Source organism: Sulfobacillus thermosulfidooxidans DSM 9293, from assembly GCF_900176145.1.
Lineage (GTDB): Bacteria > Bacillota > Sulfobacillia > Sulfobacillales > Sulfobacillaceae > Sulfobacillus > Sulfobacillus thermosulfidooxidans.
The window spans coordinates 535,771-555,134 of sequence record NZ_FWWY01000001.1; the positions used below are offsets into that span (position 1 = coordinate 535,771).

Here is a 19,364-nt window from a genome sequence, read left to right on the forward strand (position 1 = left end):
TCAAAGATATGTCGACACAAATTCAGGCAGGTGAATGCATGACAGGGGTAACGATAGTGATTCCCGTCTGGTACGGAAGGGATTTTCTCAGTCGATGTTTAGAAAGTGTGCGCCAGCAAGAAAAGGTCCCATATCCTATTCAGGTCATCGTGGTAGAAGACGGAACTCCGGAACATTATATGGCGGAAGACATTGCATATCGTTACCATGCCGAATATCATTATATTCCCAAAAATCAAGGGGTGGCTCACGCGAGGCGTTTTGGAGCCAACCTTTCTGTATTTGATGACGGTTTTCTCGCTTTTTTAGACCAGGATGATTATTGGTATCCAACGTTTTTAACCGTCATGATTGATGCGCTGTCCCGCCATCTTGATCGGGGTTTTGCCGTAGCGAATGCCGATATCGTCTTTTCGTCTGGAAGAAAATATCAATTGTACCAAACCAAATTTCCGTCTCTCAGGTTGCAGGACTTAAAAATGTTTAACCATATCGTCACCCCATCACAAGTCCTTATGCGACTTCAGGCTTTTAGGCAGATTCACTGGACAGGGGAGCTGAAAACGCCAGGTGCTGATGATTGGCTGTTGTGGTTGTCGTTAAGTAGTCAGGGATTTCCCGGAATTTTCGTCCCCAAGACATTAATCGCCTATTTGGAACACGAAGGGGGAGCCCATCAAAATATTTCAAAAATGCGACAAAGCGAAGCCAGTGTTGTTGAGGACTGGTTTCCCCAATTAGGATTTTCCAAATGGGATCAAAGACGGTATTGGGCTGGGGTTGAAATCGAACGCGCCTTACATCACGCCTATCAAAAAGATTGGGGACAATTTATTCGTCGCCTCACTCTCACCACAATAAAAGATCCGACGGCCGCATTGTCAGCAGCATGGTACCGGATTGAGCGAAAGTTAAAGCACTGGGTTTAACGACAAAAATAAAGGAGGCAGAGACCTTTGGACAATCGGTTATTAGTATTTTTGGCGACAGCACGGGAAGGACATATTACGGGTGCTGCCCGGTTATTGAATTTATCTGTCTCTGCAGCCTCCCACCAAATCGCCCAACTCGAACTGGAATTTAGCACCCCTTTATTCGTGCGGGGTAACCGCGGGATGCGTCTCACCCCGGCTGGCGAAACCTTATTCGCTTATGCCAATCAAATCGAAGCCCTATGGCAAACGGCCTACCGAGAAGTTAGACAGACTGCAGAAGGCGAGCAATGGGTCCATGTTGCCGCATCCCATACTGTCACCGAGTTCTTCTTACCCGAACCGTTAGGACAATTTCGGCGCACTCATCCCGCAGTCCATATTCATTTGACCATGGCGAACAGTACCGAAGTGATTAGTCAGGTGGAAACCGGACGCGTAGATTTTGGCATTGCTGAAGGGCGTGTGGGACACCGAAATCTAAAAGTGACCAATTTATGGCAAGATCAACTCGGGTTGATTGTGGCAAGTCACCATCCTTTAGCCACGCGCACCGCGGTAACGGTTAAGGATCTGGAGTCCGTCGACCTCATTCTGCGTGAAGAGGGTTCTGGAACCCGTAGTATTTTGGACCAAGCCTTGGCTCACCATGGACTAGGTGTTTCCAATCTTCGCGTCACCGCCGAATTATCGTCGATTCGGGCCATCTTAGATCTCGTACGCAATAACATTGGGTGTTCGGTCATGTCGTGGATGATTGCGCGCAACATGCCCGATATCACCTTTTTGCCGATTGAGGACTTGCAATTGACGCGGCGCATTCATTTGATTCGCCGGCCCACGAATGAAGGACGCAGTGCCATGGAACACCTCATTGATCAATTAGTGCGCGCAGCTCGGGAATTTAATTTAAGCCCCCGGCAGGATCTGGACCCCATCAACGAATAACCTCTAGCAAGCGAAATGGCCCGGGATCGGCCCCATCTGTTGTCGCCGTTAAGGCACAGGATGCCAAAGGGCCAATAACACGGCGACTATAGCACCATACACCAGCCAGCTCAAATATGCCGGGGTCGATCCTGATTGGGTCTTTCGCACTTGTCCTGCAATATACCGAACCAATTTCAACAAGGGCAAATAGCCCTGTTCTTCTAATCGGTAAATAATGGTGTGACGATAGAACCGGACGCCTCCTTTGTCATAGCGTTGCCGCTTAAGACCAAAGAATCCTTGAAACGCCAATCGCAAGGGATGGACAAATCCTTCTGCCGTAAAACTCTTTTGGGCATTGTAATCCTGAGCCCCCCCTGTCCACGGCTCAACCAAACGGACAGCCTTCCCTTTACGCATAAAATGACGAATGAGGGCCACAATTCCCGCCAACACAATGCCCATTAACAAGAGCACATAGGGATCGCCCACCGAAAATCCTTGTGGAAAGAATATCGTTCCGGGGGCTCCCGGGGCCTTCACCAAATCTCCTCCGATATGAACCAAAAGCGGTACAGCCTTGGGATCAATAAGGAGCGGGGCAATCACAGATTGGCCATTGTTGCCAAAAATCTGCGAGCCTTGAAGATTTAACCACGGAATCAGCCAAGGAACCCCGGGCCCTGCAATCAAGACAGGTAAAAGCGCAATGACATAACCTACAACCTGTGTCGGTCGAAGTTTTTGCGCGGGTCGTTCAACTAGACGTGGAGCGCGACGTTTAGGTCCAAGAAACACAAACCCAAACCAGCGGATATACGTTCCTACCCCGACCGCACTGGCTAAGGCTAAAAAGATACCCGCCAGCAAGAACAGCAAGTGAATATTACGCAGAGCCAAAGTGGTCCCGAGCGGTTTTAAAATGGATTCCAACAGGAGCCATTCCCCCACAAATCCTCCCAGAGGAGGTACTGCCGCCAAGGTGCCTACCGCCACCGCCGCGGCCAAACTCAACTTGGGCCGGTCATGGGCTATTCCGCCCAATCCATCAATCGTATGGGCAATGGGTTCGGTTTCTTCTGTAATCGAAAACAAGACAAACTTTGCTCCAGCATGCATAATCAGCAAGATCATGGCCGCATCCCATGCCAATGTCGAAACCAAGGACTGGGGATTAGCCGCTTGCGCAATGTTCCAAATGCCCAAAGCGGAAAAGACCAGACCCAAGATTTCTAAGGTGGAATACGCCAAAATTTGTTTAACATGTCGGGAGACAATACTATATAACGCGGCCACAAACGCTCCGGTCGTCCCTAAAATGAGCAAAATAATGCCCCAGCCTATGCCTGGATGGACCACATTTTCCACGGCTAAAATCCCTAAGACCGCCAGGGCCGTAAACACCCCCGAGAAAAGCCCGGCCACCGGTCCTGGAGCTTCAGGTTCTGCTAGAGGCATCCAAATCATTACGGGGAATAACCCAGCTTTAACTCCAAATGCCAGCAAGACAAGAACCATGATGACCAGTTTGACGGCACTTGGCATGTGGGACGCTTCATGAGCTAACACCCGAAAATTGTCAGCGACAAACGATAGGGCGGCCCCATGATGTACCATGATCAGTCCCATGGCGAAAAGCAGTAGCAAACCTCCCATTTCCGACAAAATGAGTAAAACCCACCCCGCGTTCCAGAGTTTTCGGGACCGACGTGTCGTCACCAGCCCTAAATAGGAGCTTAAAGAAATAGCTTCTAATCCGAGCAGCAAGCTAAGCCCCCCGCCAGCCAGCAAGAAGAACCCCATACTGGAGGCCATTGGCACCAGGGCCCACAAGATCCGGGTTTCTGTAAGTGTCTTCCGAATAAGGAGCCAAGTTGCGCCTAACAACACCCCGCTTAAGATGCTCCATAGATCCGCCATAGGTAAGGGTGCAAAGTGAAGGGGCGGAAAGGGTGTAGGCAAACTGGCGATGCCTGGGATTAAGGCATTTTGACTTATCATCCATCCCATCACCACAAGCCCCAAACTCGCCAACAAGACTTCCGCTCGTAATAGCGCTCGCGTCGCACTTTGGCCGATCACGCTGATAAGCCCGGCGGATAGGGGGCCGACAAGTCCTAACACAATCCACAGTTCACCCCAAAGCGCTGCGTTCATTCTGATTCTCTCCTTGTTGAATCGGATAGGTTTCCACAGCCTGTAATAGTCCTTGGAGAATATCTGCAGGCGTGGGCGGACATCCGGTAATTTCGACGGTGAGCGGCAGGACATTTTTCAAAGAACCCAGCACATCTGGCGCATGGGCAAACACATGTCCGTTAATGGCACACTGCCCTAAGGCCACGACCCGTTTAGGAGATGGCATCCCTTCAAATACGTGTTGCAGAATCTCAACCATCGGGCGTGTAATCACACCGGTCACAACCAAAATGTCCGCATGACGCGGAGACGGCGTGAAGGAAAAACCAAACCGAGAAAAATCATAGTCCGGACTGGTAAGAAGCTGCAGTTCCGACTCACAGCCGTTACATGATCCTCCATCGACATGACGAATCGCCATGGCACGACGTATTGGAGCTGTTTCGTCATTCAGTGTACCCTGGATATGAATTTCTCCACGCGACACGATGTGGGGATCAGATTGTGCCGGAAATGTGGTGGTTTTGGGACCATGCAGCAAATCGGATAACCAGCGCCAGTAAAACATGTCATCACCTCCCCTATTGATCCCATCCGGCAACACTTAACAAAAAGCTGGCATCAATAATCGGAAAATCTTGTAAAATATTCCCATTCGCCATAGCCGGTGGCACCACATACCAATTTCGTGCCGAGGGGGTCGCCACGGCAACATGCCGAATGATTTCGCCAGAGCCATCTAGCCAGAGTGCATAAGCCAACATGCCGCGGGGCGCTTCGACCATCCCAATCCCAGGTCCTTGGCTTGGGCCTTCCTCAAATACCGTGGAAACGTGAGAATGTCTTGGAGCTACTGGCAATAACCGGCGGATAATATTGACACTCGCCGTTATTTCTCGCGATTTGACCAGAAAACGAGCGTACGCATCCCTTTTGTCTGAAGATGGGATAGCAAAAGAAATTTCATCATAGACCCCATAATCCCAAAGCGAGCGCACATCTACTTTAAGACCCGAGGCCCGTCCTACCGGACCCACGGGCGCAATAAACTGCACGGTCTGTTCAGAAATCGTTCCTGCCCCCACTAAGCGGTCAAGGAATGAGGGGGTATGAAATAAACTGTCGGTAATAGCTTGCGCTTGTTCGCCCACGGCAATAATGGATGCTGACGCCTCATCAGCTACCTGGTTCAAGGCATTTTTGACTAAGGCCCCACGCAAATAGCGGTCACCAAAGAGCTTATAGTTCCATCGAAGAATTTGTTCTTTCAGATGAAGATAATCCATCTGGGCCACCGGCAATCCTGTCGACGACGCCAACAGGGCTAAATCCCCAAGATGAGACGCCAACCGCTCCATTTCCAATGCCACAGAACGGTAAATCTTGGTGCCCTCGTCGACAATTTTTCCCTGGGCATTTTCGACAGCCATCATGAACGCCCATTGATGGGCAAATGATGAGGTGGCTGTCATGCGTTCAATGAGTTCTAAGGCTTGCGGCACCGTTTTCCCGCGACACAATGTCGTAATATGACGGCGCTTATAGCCGTGCTTCAGTGTCAAGTGCACAATTTCATCGCCCATCACAGCGAGGTCATAACGCAAGCTTTCACTCACGTCCCCATGGACAGGTCCCAAGGGATAGGTAAAAATCCCTTTACCACGGACAACCCGCTCGGGATGCGAAGGAGGAACCCAGGTTATCGACGACGGGGTATCGCGCGAAATGTCTTCTTGGAGATGGATCCATTCACCAATTCCTGCGGTAGAAGGCCTAGGAACCTCCCTCGGATGAGAGAGACCCCACCATTCGTATTCTTTAGATCCCGGGTGACGCCCAATTCCCCACAAGATACCGTCCGGACCTGGAGTTAATAACACTAATAAGGTACCGTCGCGTCGGCGCTGAAGAATCTGATCAAGCCATCTTACCGCTTCTTGTTCGCCCCAAATTTGTTCCACTAAAGCTCACTCCCTTCTCACCACGATCTGTTCATGAATTCTTTGGCATCACGACACGAGATGGCGAAGTATAGCGTAAGATGGCGGCCGCATGATGAAACATGTGTGGTAACAGTCCCGGCAAGGCAATGCCACCAATCACGACCAAAACCCCGAGTGTCATGGAGGGAAGAATCAACCGCCATGATTCATGGACACGGTTTTTGCGCGATTCACCTGGGGTAAATAGCCACCGCGGCATTTTTAAGGTAATCCCCCCAAAAATGGCTAACAAGAGAATGATCGCGACAATGGTGACGACCACGTGGCCCTGGGCAATTCCCCCCATTAAAATGAGCCATTCACTCCAAAAAGGAGCGAAGGGCGGCAAGCCCACAATCCCGGTTGCCCCTAAGGCCAATAATCCGCCCGTATACGGTGAGCTTTCTAATAATCCGGACGTGTCAGGTAGGCTCGACACGCCATGATAATAGAGCCGGACAGTCCCCGCGTTATAAAACAACAACGTTTTATTAATGGCATGGGTCCAAACATGCAGTAATGCTCCTAAGACTCCTAATCCCCCAAACCCCAAGCCTAGGGCAATAAGACCGATATGCTCGATACTCGAATAAGCCCAAAGGCGCTTCAGATCTTTTTGAAAGGCAACAAAACTAGCCGCGATAATCAATGATAACAAGCCCAAAATCCATAGCAAATCATGGGGCCAAGCCGCTGGAACAGCACCGGATGAAAGCGAAAACAATCGATCAAGAATTAAGACAGCCCCAGCTAACTTAACTCCGGATAATAGGGCCGATACAGGAGCCGGGGCTTCACTGTGCGCATCCGGCAACCATGTGTGAAAGGGCGCTAATCCTGCTTTGGCCCCATAGCCGACGGCAGCTAAAATAATGCCGGCCAAGACCATGGTCGAGTTGATGGGCAAAGATGTTGAAGCAGGCATCAACCCCCAAGTGCCCAAGTTTCTCGCGCTTCCCACGAGAATCAAAATGGTTCCGAGCAGACCAGCTAGTCCCCCGCTCTCTGTCACCACCAGATACCGCCAGGCCGCTTCAAGCGATGTACGTGTACCTGAGGTTTGCACTAAATAGATAGAGGACAATGTGGCCACCTCTAGCGCTACCCAAAGCAGCAAGTAGTTGGCCAATAACGCCATTGCCATTAATGATCCCACAAAGGTGTAAAGACCTAAGTAATATCCTTTGACACGGCGCTCATCCCAATCATGTAAACCGCTCTCGACCGCGATATAGGGACCGGAAAACCAAATGGCAAAGGCTCCAAACACGGTTGCCGTAATATCAAACCAATAAGCTAAAGCGTCCACTGGTCGAAAGAGGTGCCATAGGGGCATAAACAACGAGGCCATCATCAGCACAATGACGAGCCCATTAAATGTCCGTAGATATTTGACAGGAAGAACCCAACCGATGAGGATAGCTCCCAACAAAATGGCTAGCGGCCAGATGTTTATCCACACGTTCATCCTTTTAATTCCCCCGCTTTTCTGACGTCGACGGAATCATATTGGGCCCGCATCAAGGCCATATAAACGCTCAAAAGTAATGCCATACCAATCGCTACCCCATCAGCCAAGATATCAGGGATCAGGGGAAATGCACTCACTAACACAATAGCCAGCGTACTGGTAATGACCTCAAAATTTAACAGTCCCCAGGCTTCACTCCAAATTTCATAGCGAAGCGTCATCTGAACAAAAGCCACTAACCATGCGGCCCACAAAATGCCTTGAGTGATGGGATGATCGCCATGGAATTGGTCTCCTAGCAAGAAGCCTAAAATCGTGACGGCCAAACTTATGATTAAGACAAATGCCATGCCAAACCGACTCTGGGCACTGTAATCGCGCTCGACCGCATAAGAACCCGTATGCATCACATAAGGCACGACGATCACTTTGACGAGGACAACCAATACCGCAGAAAACCATAACCCATTTTGATGCAAGCTCTCAGCTAACAACGCCAAGAGAGAGGCCTGCGCTAGGGCGTCCAAACGATATAAAATCCTCGCCGATCGGTTATTTTTGACAAGCATGACGATAACCGTAAAAGCCCACATAAGCGAAGCCGTTAACCGCAGCCACATGCTTAAGGTCATCTTTGCCTTACCTCCTTTCCTTTACACTAAAGACCATGCGGCTGTCACAGCACCAATAATCGCGAGGACAATCGCTGCGGTAATAAAGTCCACATTGCGAATTAACCGCAATTTGGCGAAGCTGACCTCAATGGTGATTAACACGCCCGCAGCGAAAATAAGTTTCACCATGACCCAGAACACCGCTAAAGCTAATGACGATACGGCCAGTGAGCGAGCCAGACCAAATGGGGAGACCAACACATTCATCAAAATGATGGTCAACACCGTGAATTTCATCCAGCCGCCCCATTCATAGAGCATCAAATCCAACCCGCTCGATTCAAATGTCCGTCCGGGATCGATCATGGAAAGCTCTTGTGCCGTCGATGGATTATCGACCGGAATATGACCACTTTCCGCAATTAAAAAGAGGAACCATCCCACGATAATGAGAATATGGGCAGGACTAAATTCCCACGGTGGCGATCCTAACGTTTGATTGACCACAAATGGTATTGTGGCGCCGGCCGCTTGGGCCGCAATAAATACGAGGAGGAGGGCTAAGGGTTCGGTAAATGTCGCAATCAACCGGATCCGGCTCACACCCAAAACGGGATAGACGCTTCCGCTATCGAGTGCGGCAAAGAGTAAGGCAATACCGCCACCGCCCAAAATCATGCCTCCGGCTAACATATCTCCCATCCAAGCAAACGGTAAGGGAAATGTTGTGAGCACTGGGATCAACATGGCCACAATGAGAGGAGCAATAAAGTAGAAGACTGGTGCCCATTCTGAGACCCATGATGTTTGGGTGGTCCGGATGGTCTCTTTATGCATCCATTTCCGCAAATCACGGTAAGGCTGCCAAATGGGCGGCCCATAACGTCCAGCCAACCGCGCTTTGTAACGATCCATAATCCCTTTAAGAAGAGGCGAAAAACCCAAAACAAAAAGAACTTGTATGAGTTGGGCCACATATTCATTGACCAAGCTATCATCCTCCCTAGATGGGGACAGCGATAAAAGGCAACAATAAATCCTGCCAGGACATTAAATCTGGCAGGAGTCATTATCCGCACTATGCACGGAGGTTCTGGACCTAGGGTCCAAGGCGGAATCCATCGCCTGGTGTTTAATTGACCAATTACTGAGAATTATCGCGATCGATGTGTGGATCGTTTGTCTGATTGTGAGTATATTTCACCACTTTCACGGGGTCAATAGTAATTAGGCCTGCGTCCACCATCGTATCTAAAACGGGGAGAAACTTTTCTACATACTCTTTACTATCTACAATCTCCACCAGAATCGGCATATCACTGGATAAATCTAATAAGTTCACCGTGTGAATTCTGGATGTCGGACCAAATCCTTCTAACGCGCGCATCACTGTGGCTCCCGCCATACCCATTTCTCGTGCTTTCAACACAATGGCATGGTATAGCGGTTTATGATGCCACCTCGCATCTTCGCCAATGAAAATCCTGAGTCGGAGAGCTTCTCCCGATATTTTCACTGCCATACGGTCTCGTCTCCCTATTTTTTTGCTATTGTATCACATCAGACAATCTTTGGAAAAAAATCAACGAGCCCTATGGCTTTGGAGCTTAGCTCCTTGCCTTAGATCTCAGATCCCTTATTGGTGTGTTGGCTCCAGGTACGATTTTCGTCCCTCGTGTTTGGTTTCTAAGATACGGTAAAAACCCAAATTTCGAGTATGTCCCCAACCGGACGCCTGGATCGCACCGCTTTGAACTATCCGCCATTGCCCCTTAAATTTACCTGCCATATTTTCATCTTGCCATGAACATGGTCTAAGAGAACGTCGTTCATGAAAAGAACGGGTAACCACATACCCCGCCATCATTGCGTCCACAGGCAGTGAAAGCGCTCAACGCCCGGATATTTCTCACCTAGGGAGGAAATTACAAATCCGCAGCGACGGTAAAAATCCACCGTATCCCCATCCGTTTCCGCCATGACGCGGTTCAATTGTTCCCTTTTCACCACCTCGGCAATAAGGAATCGTCCCCACCCTTGGTGACGAAAAATTTTTTCTACGGCGATATGGAGAATTTGTCCTGAAAAATCCGGGAGATGTTTGATGCCAATCACTGCTGCCACCTGGGTCCCTTCACATAATACATATAATGAAGCGACAGAGGGGGTATAAACTTCGGCAATTAGCCTCTCAAGATGGTCTGGTTTGGGATTGCCTACGGCATAGGCTAGCACGTTTAGCAATGAGTCTTTTGCGATATAAGGGTCAGGATATAAGGTTAAGTACATGAATGGGCTCCTGATCTGTTATTTATGGCATCAGAATAGCATAATGATATAAAAAAACACCTACCGGAAGGTAGGTGCGATGCGAGTTAACTAATAAGCCGAGTTCTGTCGAGGATGACCATTTATCTTGGACGCCAGTTACCTGACGCCTCCAGCGACCTACCCGGACAGTCAGCGAGCAACCTCATCCTGCCCCTATTCGGTCTTGCTGCGGGTGGGGTTTACCAAGCAAGTCAGTCACCTGACTTCTGGTGCGCTCTTACCGCACCGTTTCATCCTTACCAAGAGTAACCTTGGCGGTTTGTTTTCTGTGGCACTTTCCTTAGGGTCGCCCCCACTGGACGTTATCCAGCACCCTGCTCTATGCAGCTCGGACTTTCCTCAGATGCCACCTTTCGGATTAGCACCCGCGGTCATCTTGTTAGCTCGCACTTTGGATGTTTATTATCACGCCAAACGGTTCGTTCGTCAACTGATGGTTAATGGGATGGTTGTCACAATTTGCTTCGAAGATCTTCCATGGCCTTCACAGCCAATCGATCGGCCATTTCATTATATTCATTCCCCGCATGACCTTTGACTTTAGTCCAATTCACCTGTCGATCTTTAACTAAATCAAGCATCTGGCGCCATAAATCTTGATTTTCAACGGGTTGCCCTTTGGCATTCTTCCAACCGCGCTTTTCCCAATTCGCAAACCAATTTTGTTTAAAAGCATTAATCACATAGGCCGAGTCGCTAAAAATTGTCACGTCAGCGCCTTTCGGTGTATGTTTTAACGCCTCAATCACCGCTGTCATTTCCATTCGGTTGTTGGTCGTTCGTGGCTCGGCACCGAAATAGGACGGACCGTCAACAAAAACACACGCCCAGCCACCGGGCTGCCCACCAGGCGCTTGATTATTGGCACAAGCGCCATCCGTATAAACCTGATACGTTATTCCCACAGTCTTTTCTTATCTCCCCATAGTTTGTGCAATCCCGGGTATAATAACTCGCCAGGTTGTTTCATGTCGACGACAATGTGATATTCTGCCAATTTTAGACGGCTGGACCAGCTCAGTTTTTCGCAATGGATTGTAGGAGGACGACGATGCATAATAGCATGAATGAGTTCTGGTGTCTCTTCCATAAACCACCATGCCCCATCACCATCTTCATAGGCTTGAGCAAGCCCTAAACGATTTTTCAGGGCAATCCAGTCAAACGCGACCTCTTCGTAGGGATGTGCGGCCAACAACGCATTTTCGACGCGCTCTTGGTACCATTTGGGCACAATCACTTCTAACCGCATTTCCTCTTCAGCATTCAATTGGCCAATCTGTCCTAAAAACGGATGGGTGTCCTCTTCGGGCCAAAATGTTCCTGTCCCTTTGGACGCATAACTACACCGTGAATAATGGCCAATGTGGCCTGCTCCTGCTTGCCATAGCGCTTCTCGAACTGTTTCTAAATGATCAGGTGGAACATATGTCACCAATTTATAATAGGGCTCAATATAGGCTAATGGCCCCACGGCTTTTCCAATATTGAGTTCTTTTAAGGCTCTTAGACGGCTAAAATATCCGATGGTGGGCACAGTTTCGGAAGCGTCTTCCCACATTTTAAGGGTCAAAACACGCCCCGATAACCCGGCTTTGTTCAGGCTAAACTCGACGTCCTCGTATCCTGCATCAAGGAACGAGGATGCCGGTAAATACTTAATATCTGGCCCAACAAAATCCTGAATTTGCTCGTTCGAGATCATGATATAACTCCCGTTAAATACTGCTTTTCGCGTTGCCAAGCCTCAAGCTGTGGAGTATCCAAAGAGGCATGATCGATATACTGATTTAACTGGATCACACGTGCTTTGACTAAGCTCTGAAATAAAGGACTATGTTGAAATTCTGTCGGCACCCAAAAAAACGGGGACCGGTCATCAAGATCGTTGTGGGCTGCTCTTTGGACCAACCACATCCCATAGATCTTTCCGTGTTCCTTAACCAGTTCAGCGCGTTGAATGAACCAATTATTCTCCAATAAGTACCGACGAAGAAGAAACAAACCCTGCATTGGTTGTACGATAAAAGCTGGAATGGCGCGGCTTTCATAGTCCTGGTGCAGAATGTGTTGAATAGTTCTGGGCCCCATTCCTGCAATCACGGCGACATCGATGGATATTGGCAAAGCGAGTAACGGGACGATTCCATCACCTAAAACCGGGGTGATGCGGGGAAAAAATGACCGGGTATAAGAGGTAAGCTGCTGCCACCCTTTTAGCGTTTTTTCGGTAGCATAAACTTGTTGTCCCTGTTCGGCGAGAGCCCGGGCCAAACGTCCTTGCCCCGCACCGACATCCGCGACGACCGCAAACGATTTACACCAGTCCCGAATGATTGCTAGTCTTTTCTCTAACGGCGCCATCGTTCTGCCCTCCTTGGCTTCGACGAGAGGACAGCTGATCGTAGCATTCCAAGCACAGTGCTGTATAATTCCTTTCGCCCACCATGACCTGTTCTCGACTGTCATTAAGCCGGTATGATATCATAGCGGGATTATGGCATAAGGAACACTGTGCATGCAATTTAATAATGTTATCAGCTACACACAGAAGATCCCCCATCGGTCCAAACGGATTTTCATTGGAGTCCATATCAAGACCCGCAATGGCCACATGCCGTCCTTGATGTCGCCAAACACGCACCACGTCAACAATATGTCGTGAAAAAAATTGCGTTTCATCGATAGCAATAACATCTGCCTGATATTTTTGCACAATATCATGAAAACCCAATCCCTGTGTGTCCACCGCAAACACAGGCACATGAGTGAGACTCGTATTGACGATCCGTCTTTGAATATCGCGTTCACTCTGCCGATTAGCCATATGGGGATAAAAAATGACGGTCGCATAACCAGCTGTTATCGCTTGTTCCACATAATGGATTAACTGCTCGGATTTACCGGAAAACATCCCGCCAGTTATGACGGTTATTGTGCCTGCCAAAAACCATTGCCTCCTTATGTCTTTCTTCTTAACAATACTGGATTGGTCGCTTCATTCCTTCTGCATTTTGCTGATCTTTTGCCCAGCAAATTCTTAATCCTAGGACTTGACGGCGTGCGACAAGGCTGCTATTATACTTGATGTCGGCATTCCTCGATAGCTCAATTGGTAGAGCACCCGGCTGTTAACCGGGTGGTTGCAGGTTCGAGTCCTGCTCGGGGAGCCATTTTTTTGGGCCCATAGCTCAGTGGTAGAGCTGCCGGCTCATAACCGGTTGGTCGGAGGTTCGAATCCTTCTGGGCCCACCAGTTGACGGAACATAAACCGGTTTTATATAATACAAGTCTAAGGGCGCGTAGCTCAGTGGTAGAGCGCTTGCTTCACACGCAAGAGGTCACAGGTTCGATACCTGTCGTGCCCACCATTTTACAAAACGCCGTATTTTAGGCGGTTTTTTTATATCTGTATTTCCTCGTTTAATCTGCATCAACAGGCATATTCTTTATCACCATGGTGTCTTTCGACTTCTCTCCATAGCAGCCTCAATTCATACTTGTTACATATTGAAGAAAGGACTACCGCTTATCTTCAGTAGTCCCTTTATCTTAGTCAGTAATCCTGTATCGTGTATAGAGATTATAGGAATTAGAAGTTGTTAGCCATGAAGTTTGCAAAGGGAATACCCCAATCTGGAACTTTCCCTTTTGTCCGGAAAAACATTTCTTTATATTGAGCCTTTAATAAAAAGACAACTTCTGAACCGACTTTCAGTTGTTCCATTTTTCCGCCATACCAAGAATCGGAGTTAATAAAGAAAGCCTTTTTATCTCCCATATCGCCAAGACAATTGACAATGAAATGTGGTGGAATATTAGCTTTCGCAGGTTCCATCCGGCCCATGTCCATGGCAATCTGCTTGGCTACCATATCACCCGTAATGTGCGCTAAATAACCCAACTTGGGAACAACAACGGCCGCTGCATCACCACACGCAAAAACATTCTTATACGTCGGATGACGCATCGTCATGTCGGTTAACACAAATCCCTGATCATCAACGATCGGCGTATTTTTCATAAATTCGTGGGGTTGCCAGTCTGGAAAGATAATCTTGAGTTCAGCTTCGATCGATGAGCCGTCTTGTAATTCGACACCGTCTTTAGTCAGTCGACGAATGCCCTGCGCTTTGTTCTTGTAATGCACGCCCGCTTCCGCAGCAAACTTTAAGATGGAAGAAACATTACCAAGACCCGCATCCTCAGCGATAGTGTCTCCTGGCGTAAACACGGTAATTTTATCAGGATTCCCTAACCCATGGTTTTTAAGCCACGTTGCCATGGAAAATACCATTTCTACGGGAGGCCCTTCACAAGCCGCCGCCGCCATCGGTACTAAATCTTGGGTCATGGTTCCTTGGTGAAAGAAATCTGATCCAATAGCAATAGGGCCACCTTTATAATCGTTCCGTAGATAACGGCGCAATTTTTCGCCATAAAATGTATCGCTCACCGTTTGTCCATATTCTGCAAATCCTTCAATATCATCATAGGCTAGCCGGTTTCCTAAGGCAAAGACAACATAATCATAATGAATCGTTTCGGCTGCTGCTCCAGGACGTTCAGTCGGCACATATTCCACCGTCTGGCGGTCCACATCGAATCCTTTGACTTCACCTTGGATAAAATAAATGTCATCCTCTTCTAAAGGCTTAACAATATCCATATGCATTGTCAGCGCGGGATTACGATCATAATCTAAAACTTCCGAAGGAATATTGGGAACAAAAAGAAGATAGTTCTTTCGATCAATTAATGTAATGTCAACTGTATCACGGGCGTATTCGCGAATTTTTTGAGCCGCCCCTAATCCGGAAAAATTCCCTCCCAATACTAATACGTGTGGTTTAGCCATTTTAGCGCTTCCTATCTTTTTCTGACTTTATTTAATCATATGTCGGATGTAATTATTTAACAATGATTCATCTCAGCCATTTCCATAAAGTGACATCTCTTTCGTTAAGCCTAGTTCTTTTTTGCTATTCCATTTGATAATAACTTCTGGATACCGTGCTATGTCTCAAGAGGCTGTGATCTGGACTTGTCCTTTGCCATGACTTTTGGCATGATACAAGGCATGATCAGCACGGCGCGCTATGGTCCAAATGCTGACAGAATCTTCTTGGCTCGTCCATCCGGCTACGCCAGCAGAAAATGTACAGCCGGTCAAGCCATCGCAGTTTGCTTCGCGAAACGCGATTAATAACCGGTTGGCGGCTGCCACAGCTTCTGATGGGCTCGCCCCTGGCAAAATCCATCCGAATTCCTCGCCACCCAATCGTCCCGTGATATCACTATGGCGCGCATGGCTTTGCAGTAAGGAGCCTAAAGTGCGAATCACAGCATCGCCAACCAAATGGCCATTGGTATCATTCACCCGTTTAAAATCATCCAGATCTAAATAGACAAACGCCCACGGCTGGCCTTGCGATCCCAACCATTGAACCATCTCTTCAGCGCGTGCCCAAAACACATCCGCCCTATATAAACCACTTAAGGCATCATAATCCGCCCGGTGTTGGAGGGGACGCACTAACCGAACCCACACGACTGCGCGAATAATGCCCAAAAGCAGCATGCTACCAAACCAGTTCATCCCGCAAATCCACAAAAGAGTGGTCCGTAGTGAGTCTGGAAAAATCCCCCATCCAATCCACAATACACCAGCAACTAACAACGAATATCCTATGGCAAGAGGCCATACGATGCGTTCTACAGCATGCCACACCGAATACCCGCTGTGATGGCGCCTTCTCTCTCCTCCGGGTCGTTTTACCATGCGATCACCTGGCCCTGGCTATGATTAAACTTATCTCCTAAGAATTTATCGAATATTTTAACTTCAATTGGTTTTCATTGTAGCAATTATTTCCTTATATTGTCTCAATATAACGAGATTTTTATAGTCACAACGATCTACCAGGGCATAGGACAGGTACCCCAACGGATCACGTATCGCCGTGTCTTTCAAACGTTAAGGCGTAGTCTGGTTGAACACCTCGGCATGTTGCTGATGGGATAGGAGGGAGACTCCGGAGGATCGCTCCAGGGTCTCACGGTCCGTGCGCCGAGCCATCATGATTCCCCTAGAATCTCCGCCCTTGAGAGCGGAGAGGTTCAAGTATCAATGCACAAGCAGGCTAACGATCGCTCCCGACCGTTAGCCTTCTCGACATTATTTTTTCCGGATTATTTTGGCGAAGAGAGCACGCGCGGAATATATATCGGCCATTCTTGACCATATCCCAGTACCGCAACAGATAACTCGGGCCAGTACTCATGGGCATACCGCACAACTTGCCCAATGTCCCCCAAGTTGTTGGCAAATGCATCATAATGCATCGGAATCAGGACTTTCGCACCGATCCGCCCTGCCAATTCAACCGCTTCCCAGGCCGTCAAATTGCCCACAATATCTTCGCGCTCCCGGAAGAAGTCACGCCCGTTGATAGGCAGAAGCGCCACGTGAATCCCCGCCGCGCTTAACGTATCAAACAAAGACGGAGATAAAATGGTATCACCGCTATGATAGACACGAATGCCCCCAAAATCCATGATGTAGCCTAAAAATTGTCCCGGGATCCCGGAATCATACCCATCTTCAACATGAAGCGCATGTACACTAGGAATGGCTTGAATCTTTAATGTTGTGCTTAAATCCACCCATTCAAATAAACGCGGATAAAGATATTCAGATGGCAAAAATCCGGCTTTCACAAGCCGTTCTTTCAAGTGAAGTGGAGCCATGACTTGAAGTCCAGGATTATGTTTCTTGAGATGGACAATGCTTTCCCAATCAAAATGATCCAAATGCTCATGCGTACTTAAAATCCAGTCAATGGGTCCTAGATCCTCGACTTGAAAGCGCGGATCATTGGCCCCACGGGTCGGCGTGAGAAAAGGATCAATAAGAATACGCAGTGAACGCGGTGTCGTGATTTCCATGAGAAATCCTGATTGCCCTAACCAAAATAACGATGCTCCCATATTTTGACCTTTCTTCATCCTCAATAATAATTCGTGATCTCATCGTAACGGCCGTGACTCTAAAGCACATCCCCTGGTAGCGCTCATAAAAAACCCTTTATGCAGTCGTGCATAAAGGGTACCACAAGGTTCTTTCATCGTGACCTTTTAGCCTTTAACGGAACCAGCCAACAAGCCCCGTACAAAATATTTGCCCAGAAAAATATATACAACAAGAGTGGGGATTGACGCCATCAACGCGCTCGCCATTTGCACATTCCACTGGATGGTCTGACTACCAGCAATATTCACCACGGCGACTGTAACGGGTTGATGCGGTGGATTGGTTACAGACACCGCAAATAAAAAGTTATTCCAAATTTGCGTAAACTGCCAAATCCCGGTTACCACAAAACCTGAAGCCGATAAGGGCAAGACAATATAACGAAAAATACCCCAATAGCCCGCTCCATCAATTTTTCCCGCTTCAATCATTTCGTCAGGAATCGCCGCATAGAAGTTGCGAAAGATGAGCGTGGTAATAGGAATGCCATAAACCACGTTAACTAAAATCAAGCCCGGTATCGATCCATACAAATGTAAGGTATCCAGTACTCGCAAGACAGGAATCAAAACGGCTTGATACGGTATAAACATCCCCAACAGGATAATAAAAAATACCGTGTTCGAACCCTTAAATCGCCATTTGGCCAAGGCATACCCGTTCATGGCACCAATGAGCGACGAAATCACGGTCGCGGGAATGGTGAGATACACGCTGTTCATAAAATTGGGCCCTAATTTTTGCCAGGCCGTGGCTAAACTCGCAAAACTGATATGCTGTGGCAAATCCCACATCTGCGATAAATTAATGGCGGCACCTGATTTCAAACTCGTAACCGCAACCACATAGACGGGCATGAGATATAGCACCGCAAAAATCGTCAAGAGCAGATAAAGCAGGGAACGGTTCAATCGACGAACAGCCATTTATGCTCCCTCCTCCTTGCGCAACACCGAAATCAGATAGGGGATACTAAAGGCCGCCATAATCAAAAAAAGAATGGTCGCAATGGCCGCACCCTCGGCAAATTGACTCCCTTGGAAAGTCGTCTCAAACATATTGAGTGTGGGCATATCCGTGGTGAAATCCTGACCCGGCCCCGTCATCGCATAAATTAATCCGAAGACTTTCAGCGACGCCGCACTCAAAATAATGACGGCAGTAACCGTTGAGGATTTCAATTGGGGAAAGATGACCGACCAAAACAACCGCCATGAACCCGCCCCATCAATGCGGGCCGCTTCCTTAATTTCTTCGGGGATGGCTCGTAATCCAGCCAAATAAATCGCCATCGCAAATCCCGACATTTGCCAGATGGCGGCAATCGTTACGGCAACCAGGGCCAAAGGAATCCCAAGCTGAATGAGTCCTACGGTAATACTTGGATCAATCGCCGTGCTCAAAAACCAATTGGGCGGATGCTGATCCCCTAACGCGCGCAAAATCAAATTCACCCCGGTCTGGGGGTTCAGCACCCATGACCAGATAACGCCAGTGGCCACAAAGGAAATCGCCATGGGGAAAATAAAAATACTCCGGAATAAACTCTCAAAACGAATTTTCTGATCAATCAATACCGCTAAAAATAATCCTAGGGCCAGACATCCTAATACAAATAATGCGGTAAACACCACAAGATTGCGAATATCAGACTGAAACCGGAAGGTTTCAAAGACAGCGACATAATTTTTCAATCCCGCAAAACTCAAGTTGGGAATATAACTGTTCCAATTGGTTAAGGACAGATATCCAGTCCAGGCAATAAAACCATAAACAAAGATTCCCAACGCAGCAAGTGATGGGACCAATACCATAACGGCAGACGCCTTATCCCATGAGAAAGGTTTTTTCTTTACGGGTTTCACAGTCATTTCTTCGCTATCTTTCACAATAGCCCGTTTTATCACCCTCATTACCCTCCTTTGTTGCGAG

General features: G+C 48.2%; 19 protein-coding genes, 3 tRNA genes, 1 other RNA gene and 1 riboswitch. Of the genes, 5 read left to right on the forward strand and 18 right to left on the reverse strand.

The annotated features are described in order from the left end of the window. The first annotated feature begins 38 nt into the window (after nt 1-38). Nucleotides 39-929 carry a glycosyltransferase family 2 protein gene (locus B8987_RS02830; RefSeq protein WP_157782429.1) on the forward strand — a complete coding sequence of 297 codons (891 nt, stop codon included), beginning with the start codon at nt 39-41 and terminating at the stop codon, nt 927-929. Nucleotides 930-956: 27 nt separating this feature from the next. Beyond that, nucleotides 957-1,880: a LysR family transcriptional regulator gene (locus B8987_RS02835; RefSeq protein ID WP_051351168.1), complete on the forward strand. Its 924-nt coding sequence runs from the start codon at nt 957-959 to the stop codon at nt 1,878-1,880. Between the two features lie 48 nt (nt 1,881-1,928). Here B8987_RS02835 and B8987_RS02840 read toward each other — a convergent pair whose 3' ends face one another. From B8987_RS02840 to B8987_RS02900, 13 genes are all read right to left on the reverse strand, one after another. After that, entirely contained in the window at nt 1,929-4,019 is a 2,091-nt protein-coding gene (locus tag B8987_RS02840; protein WP_020376440.1) for a proton-conducting transporter transmembrane domain-containing protein, read from the reverse strand. Further along, on the reverse strand, nt 3,997-4,569 hold the full coding sequence (locus B8987_RS02845; protein WP_020376441.1) for an NADH-quinone oxidoreductase subunit B family protein: 573 nt from the start codon (nt 4,567-4,569) through the stop codon (nt 3,997-3,999). The genes B8987_RS02840 and B8987_RS02845 overlap by 23 nt, the downstream gene beginning before the upstream one ends. A gap of 13 nt (nt 4,570-4,582) precedes the next feature. After that, the gene (locus tag B8987_RS02850; RefSeq protein WP_084660850.1) at nt 4,583-5,962 is read right to left on the reverse strand and encodes a hydrogenase large subunit; all 1,380 of its coding nucleotides are present in this window, start codon (nt 5,960-5,962) and stop codon (nt 4,583-4,585) included. Nucleotides 5,963-5,993: 31 nt separating this feature from the next. Continuing rightward, nucleotides 5,994-7,451, reverse strand: coding sequence for a proton-conducting transporter transmembrane domain-containing protein (locus B8987_RS02855; RefSeq protein WP_020376443.1), 1,458 nt, complete (start codon nt 7,449-7,451; stop codon nt 5,994-5,996). Beyond that, nucleotides 7,448-8,086, reverse strand: a complete 639-nt coding sequence (locus B8987_RS02860) for a hypothetical protein (protein WP_020376444.1) — start codon at nt 8,084-8,086, stop codon at nt 7,448-7,450. Before B8987_RS02860 ends, B8987_RS02855 begins: the two co-directional genes overlap by 4 nt. Before the next feature lie 21 nt (nt 8,087-8,107). Next, nucleotides 8,108-9,058, reverse strand: coding sequence for a respiratory chain complex I subunit 1 family protein (locus B8987_RS02865; RefSeq protein ID WP_020376445.1), 951 nt, complete (start codon nt 9,056-9,058; stop codon nt 8,108-8,110). A gap of 63 nt (nt 9,059-9,121) precedes the next feature. Beyond that, a riboswitch (Fluoride riboswitch) is annotated at nt 9,122-9,203 on the reverse strand. Nucleotides 9,204-9,212: 9 nt separating this feature from the next. Next, complete coding sequence (locus tag B8987_RS02870; RefSeq protein WP_020376446.1) at nt 9,213-9,590, reverse strand: DUF190 domain-containing protein; 378 nt, start codon at nt 9,588-9,590, stop codon at nt 9,213-9,215. A gap of 341 nt (nt 9,591-9,931) precedes the next feature. Beyond that, nucleotides 9,932-10,357 (reverse strand): GNAT family N-acetyltransferase, encoded by a 426-nt coding sequence (locus B8987_RS02875; RefSeq protein WP_020376447.1) that lies wholly within the window; start codon nt 10,355-10,357, stop codon nt 9,932-9,934. Between the two features lie 78 nt (nt 10,358-10,435). After that, nucleotides 10,436-10,786, reverse strand: an RNA gene (gene rnpB / locus B8987_RS02880) — RNase P RNA component class A. A 65-nt stretch (nt 10,787-10,851) separates the two neighbouring features. Continuing rightward, complete coding sequence (locus B8987_RS02885; protein WP_020376448.1) at nt 10,852-11,304, reverse strand: ribonuclease H family protein; 453 nt, start codon at nt 11,302-11,304, stop codon at nt 10,852-10,854. Continuing rightward, complete coding sequence (locus B8987_RS02890) at nt 11,295-12,104, reverse strand: YqfO family protein (RefSeq protein WP_020376449.1); 810 nt, start codon at nt 12,102-12,104, stop codon at nt 11,295-11,297. Before B8987_RS02890 ends, B8987_RS02885 begins: the two co-directional genes overlap by 10 nt. Then, nucleotides 12,101-12,763, reverse strand: a complete 663-nt coding sequence (locus B8987_RS02895; protein ID WP_020376450.1) for a tRNA (adenine(22)-N(1))-methyltransferase TrmK — start codon at nt 12,761-12,763, stop codon at nt 12,101-12,103. The genes B8987_RS02890 and B8987_RS02895 overlap by 4 nt, the downstream gene beginning before the upstream one ends. After that, nucleotides 12,717-13,346 (reverse strand): thymidine kinase, encoded by a 630-nt coding sequence (locus B8987_RS02900; protein ID WP_020376451.1) that lies wholly within the window; start codon nt 13,344-13,346, stop codon nt 12,717-12,719. Before B8987_RS02900 ends, B8987_RS02895 begins: the two co-directional genes overlap by 47 nt. A 150-nt stretch (nt 13,347-13,496) precedes the next feature. Between B8987_RS02900 and B8987_RS02905 the strand changes: the two genes are divergently transcribed. From B8987_RS02905 to B8987_RS02915, 3 genes are all read left to right on the forward strand, one after another. Beyond that, a tRNA-Asn gene (locus B8987_RS02905) sits at nt 13,497-13,572 on the forward strand. Between the two features lie 7 nt (nt 13,573-13,579). Further along, nucleotides 13,580-13,654 (forward strand) — tRNA-Ile (locus tag B8987_RS02910). A gap of 41 nt (nt 13,655-13,695) precedes the next feature. After that, nucleotides 13,696-13,770 (forward strand) — tRNA-Val (locus B8987_RS02915). Nucleotides 13,771-13,991: 221 nt separating this feature from the next. On the opposite strand, the gene B8987_RS02920 is transcribed toward B8987_RS02915, so the two are convergent. The 5 genes from B8987_RS02920 to B8987_RS02940 all read right to left on the reverse strand — a co-directional run bounded on the left by B8987_RS02920 (nt 13,992) and on the right by B8987_RS02940 (nt 19,339). After that, nucleotides 13,992-15,257 carry an NAD(P)/FAD-dependent oxidoreductase gene (locus B8987_RS02920; RefSeq protein ID WP_020376452.1) on the reverse strand — a complete coding sequence of 422 codons (1,266 nt, stop codon included), beginning with the start codon at nt 15,255-15,257 and terminating at the stop codon, nt 13,992-13,994. A gap of 165 nt (nt 15,258-15,422) precedes the next feature. Continuing rightward, nucleotides 15,423-16,181, reverse strand: a complete 759-nt coding sequence (locus B8987_RS02925; protein WP_081503448.1) for a GGDEF domain-containing protein — start codon at nt 16,179-16,181, stop codon at nt 15,423-15,425. A 410-nt stretch (nt 16,182-16,591) separates the two neighbouring features. Beyond that, on the reverse strand, nt 16,592-17,389 hold the full coding sequence (locus tag B8987_RS02930) for an MBL fold metallo-hydrolase (protein ID WP_020376454.1): 798 nt from the start codon (nt 17,387-17,389) through the stop codon (nt 16,592-16,594). Nucleotides 17,390-17,536: 147 nt separating this feature from the next. Beyond that, entirely contained in the window at nt 17,537-18,358 is an 822-nt protein-coding gene (locus B8987_RS02935) for a carbohydrate ABC transporter permease (RefSeq protein WP_020376455.1), read from the reverse strand. Further along, nucleotides 18,359-19,339, reverse strand: a complete 981-nt coding sequence (locus B8987_RS02940; protein ID WP_020376456.1) for a carbohydrate ABC transporter permease — start codon at nt 19,337-19,339, stop codon at nt 18,359-18,361. Nucleotides 19,340-19,364 lie beyond the last annotated feature (25 nt).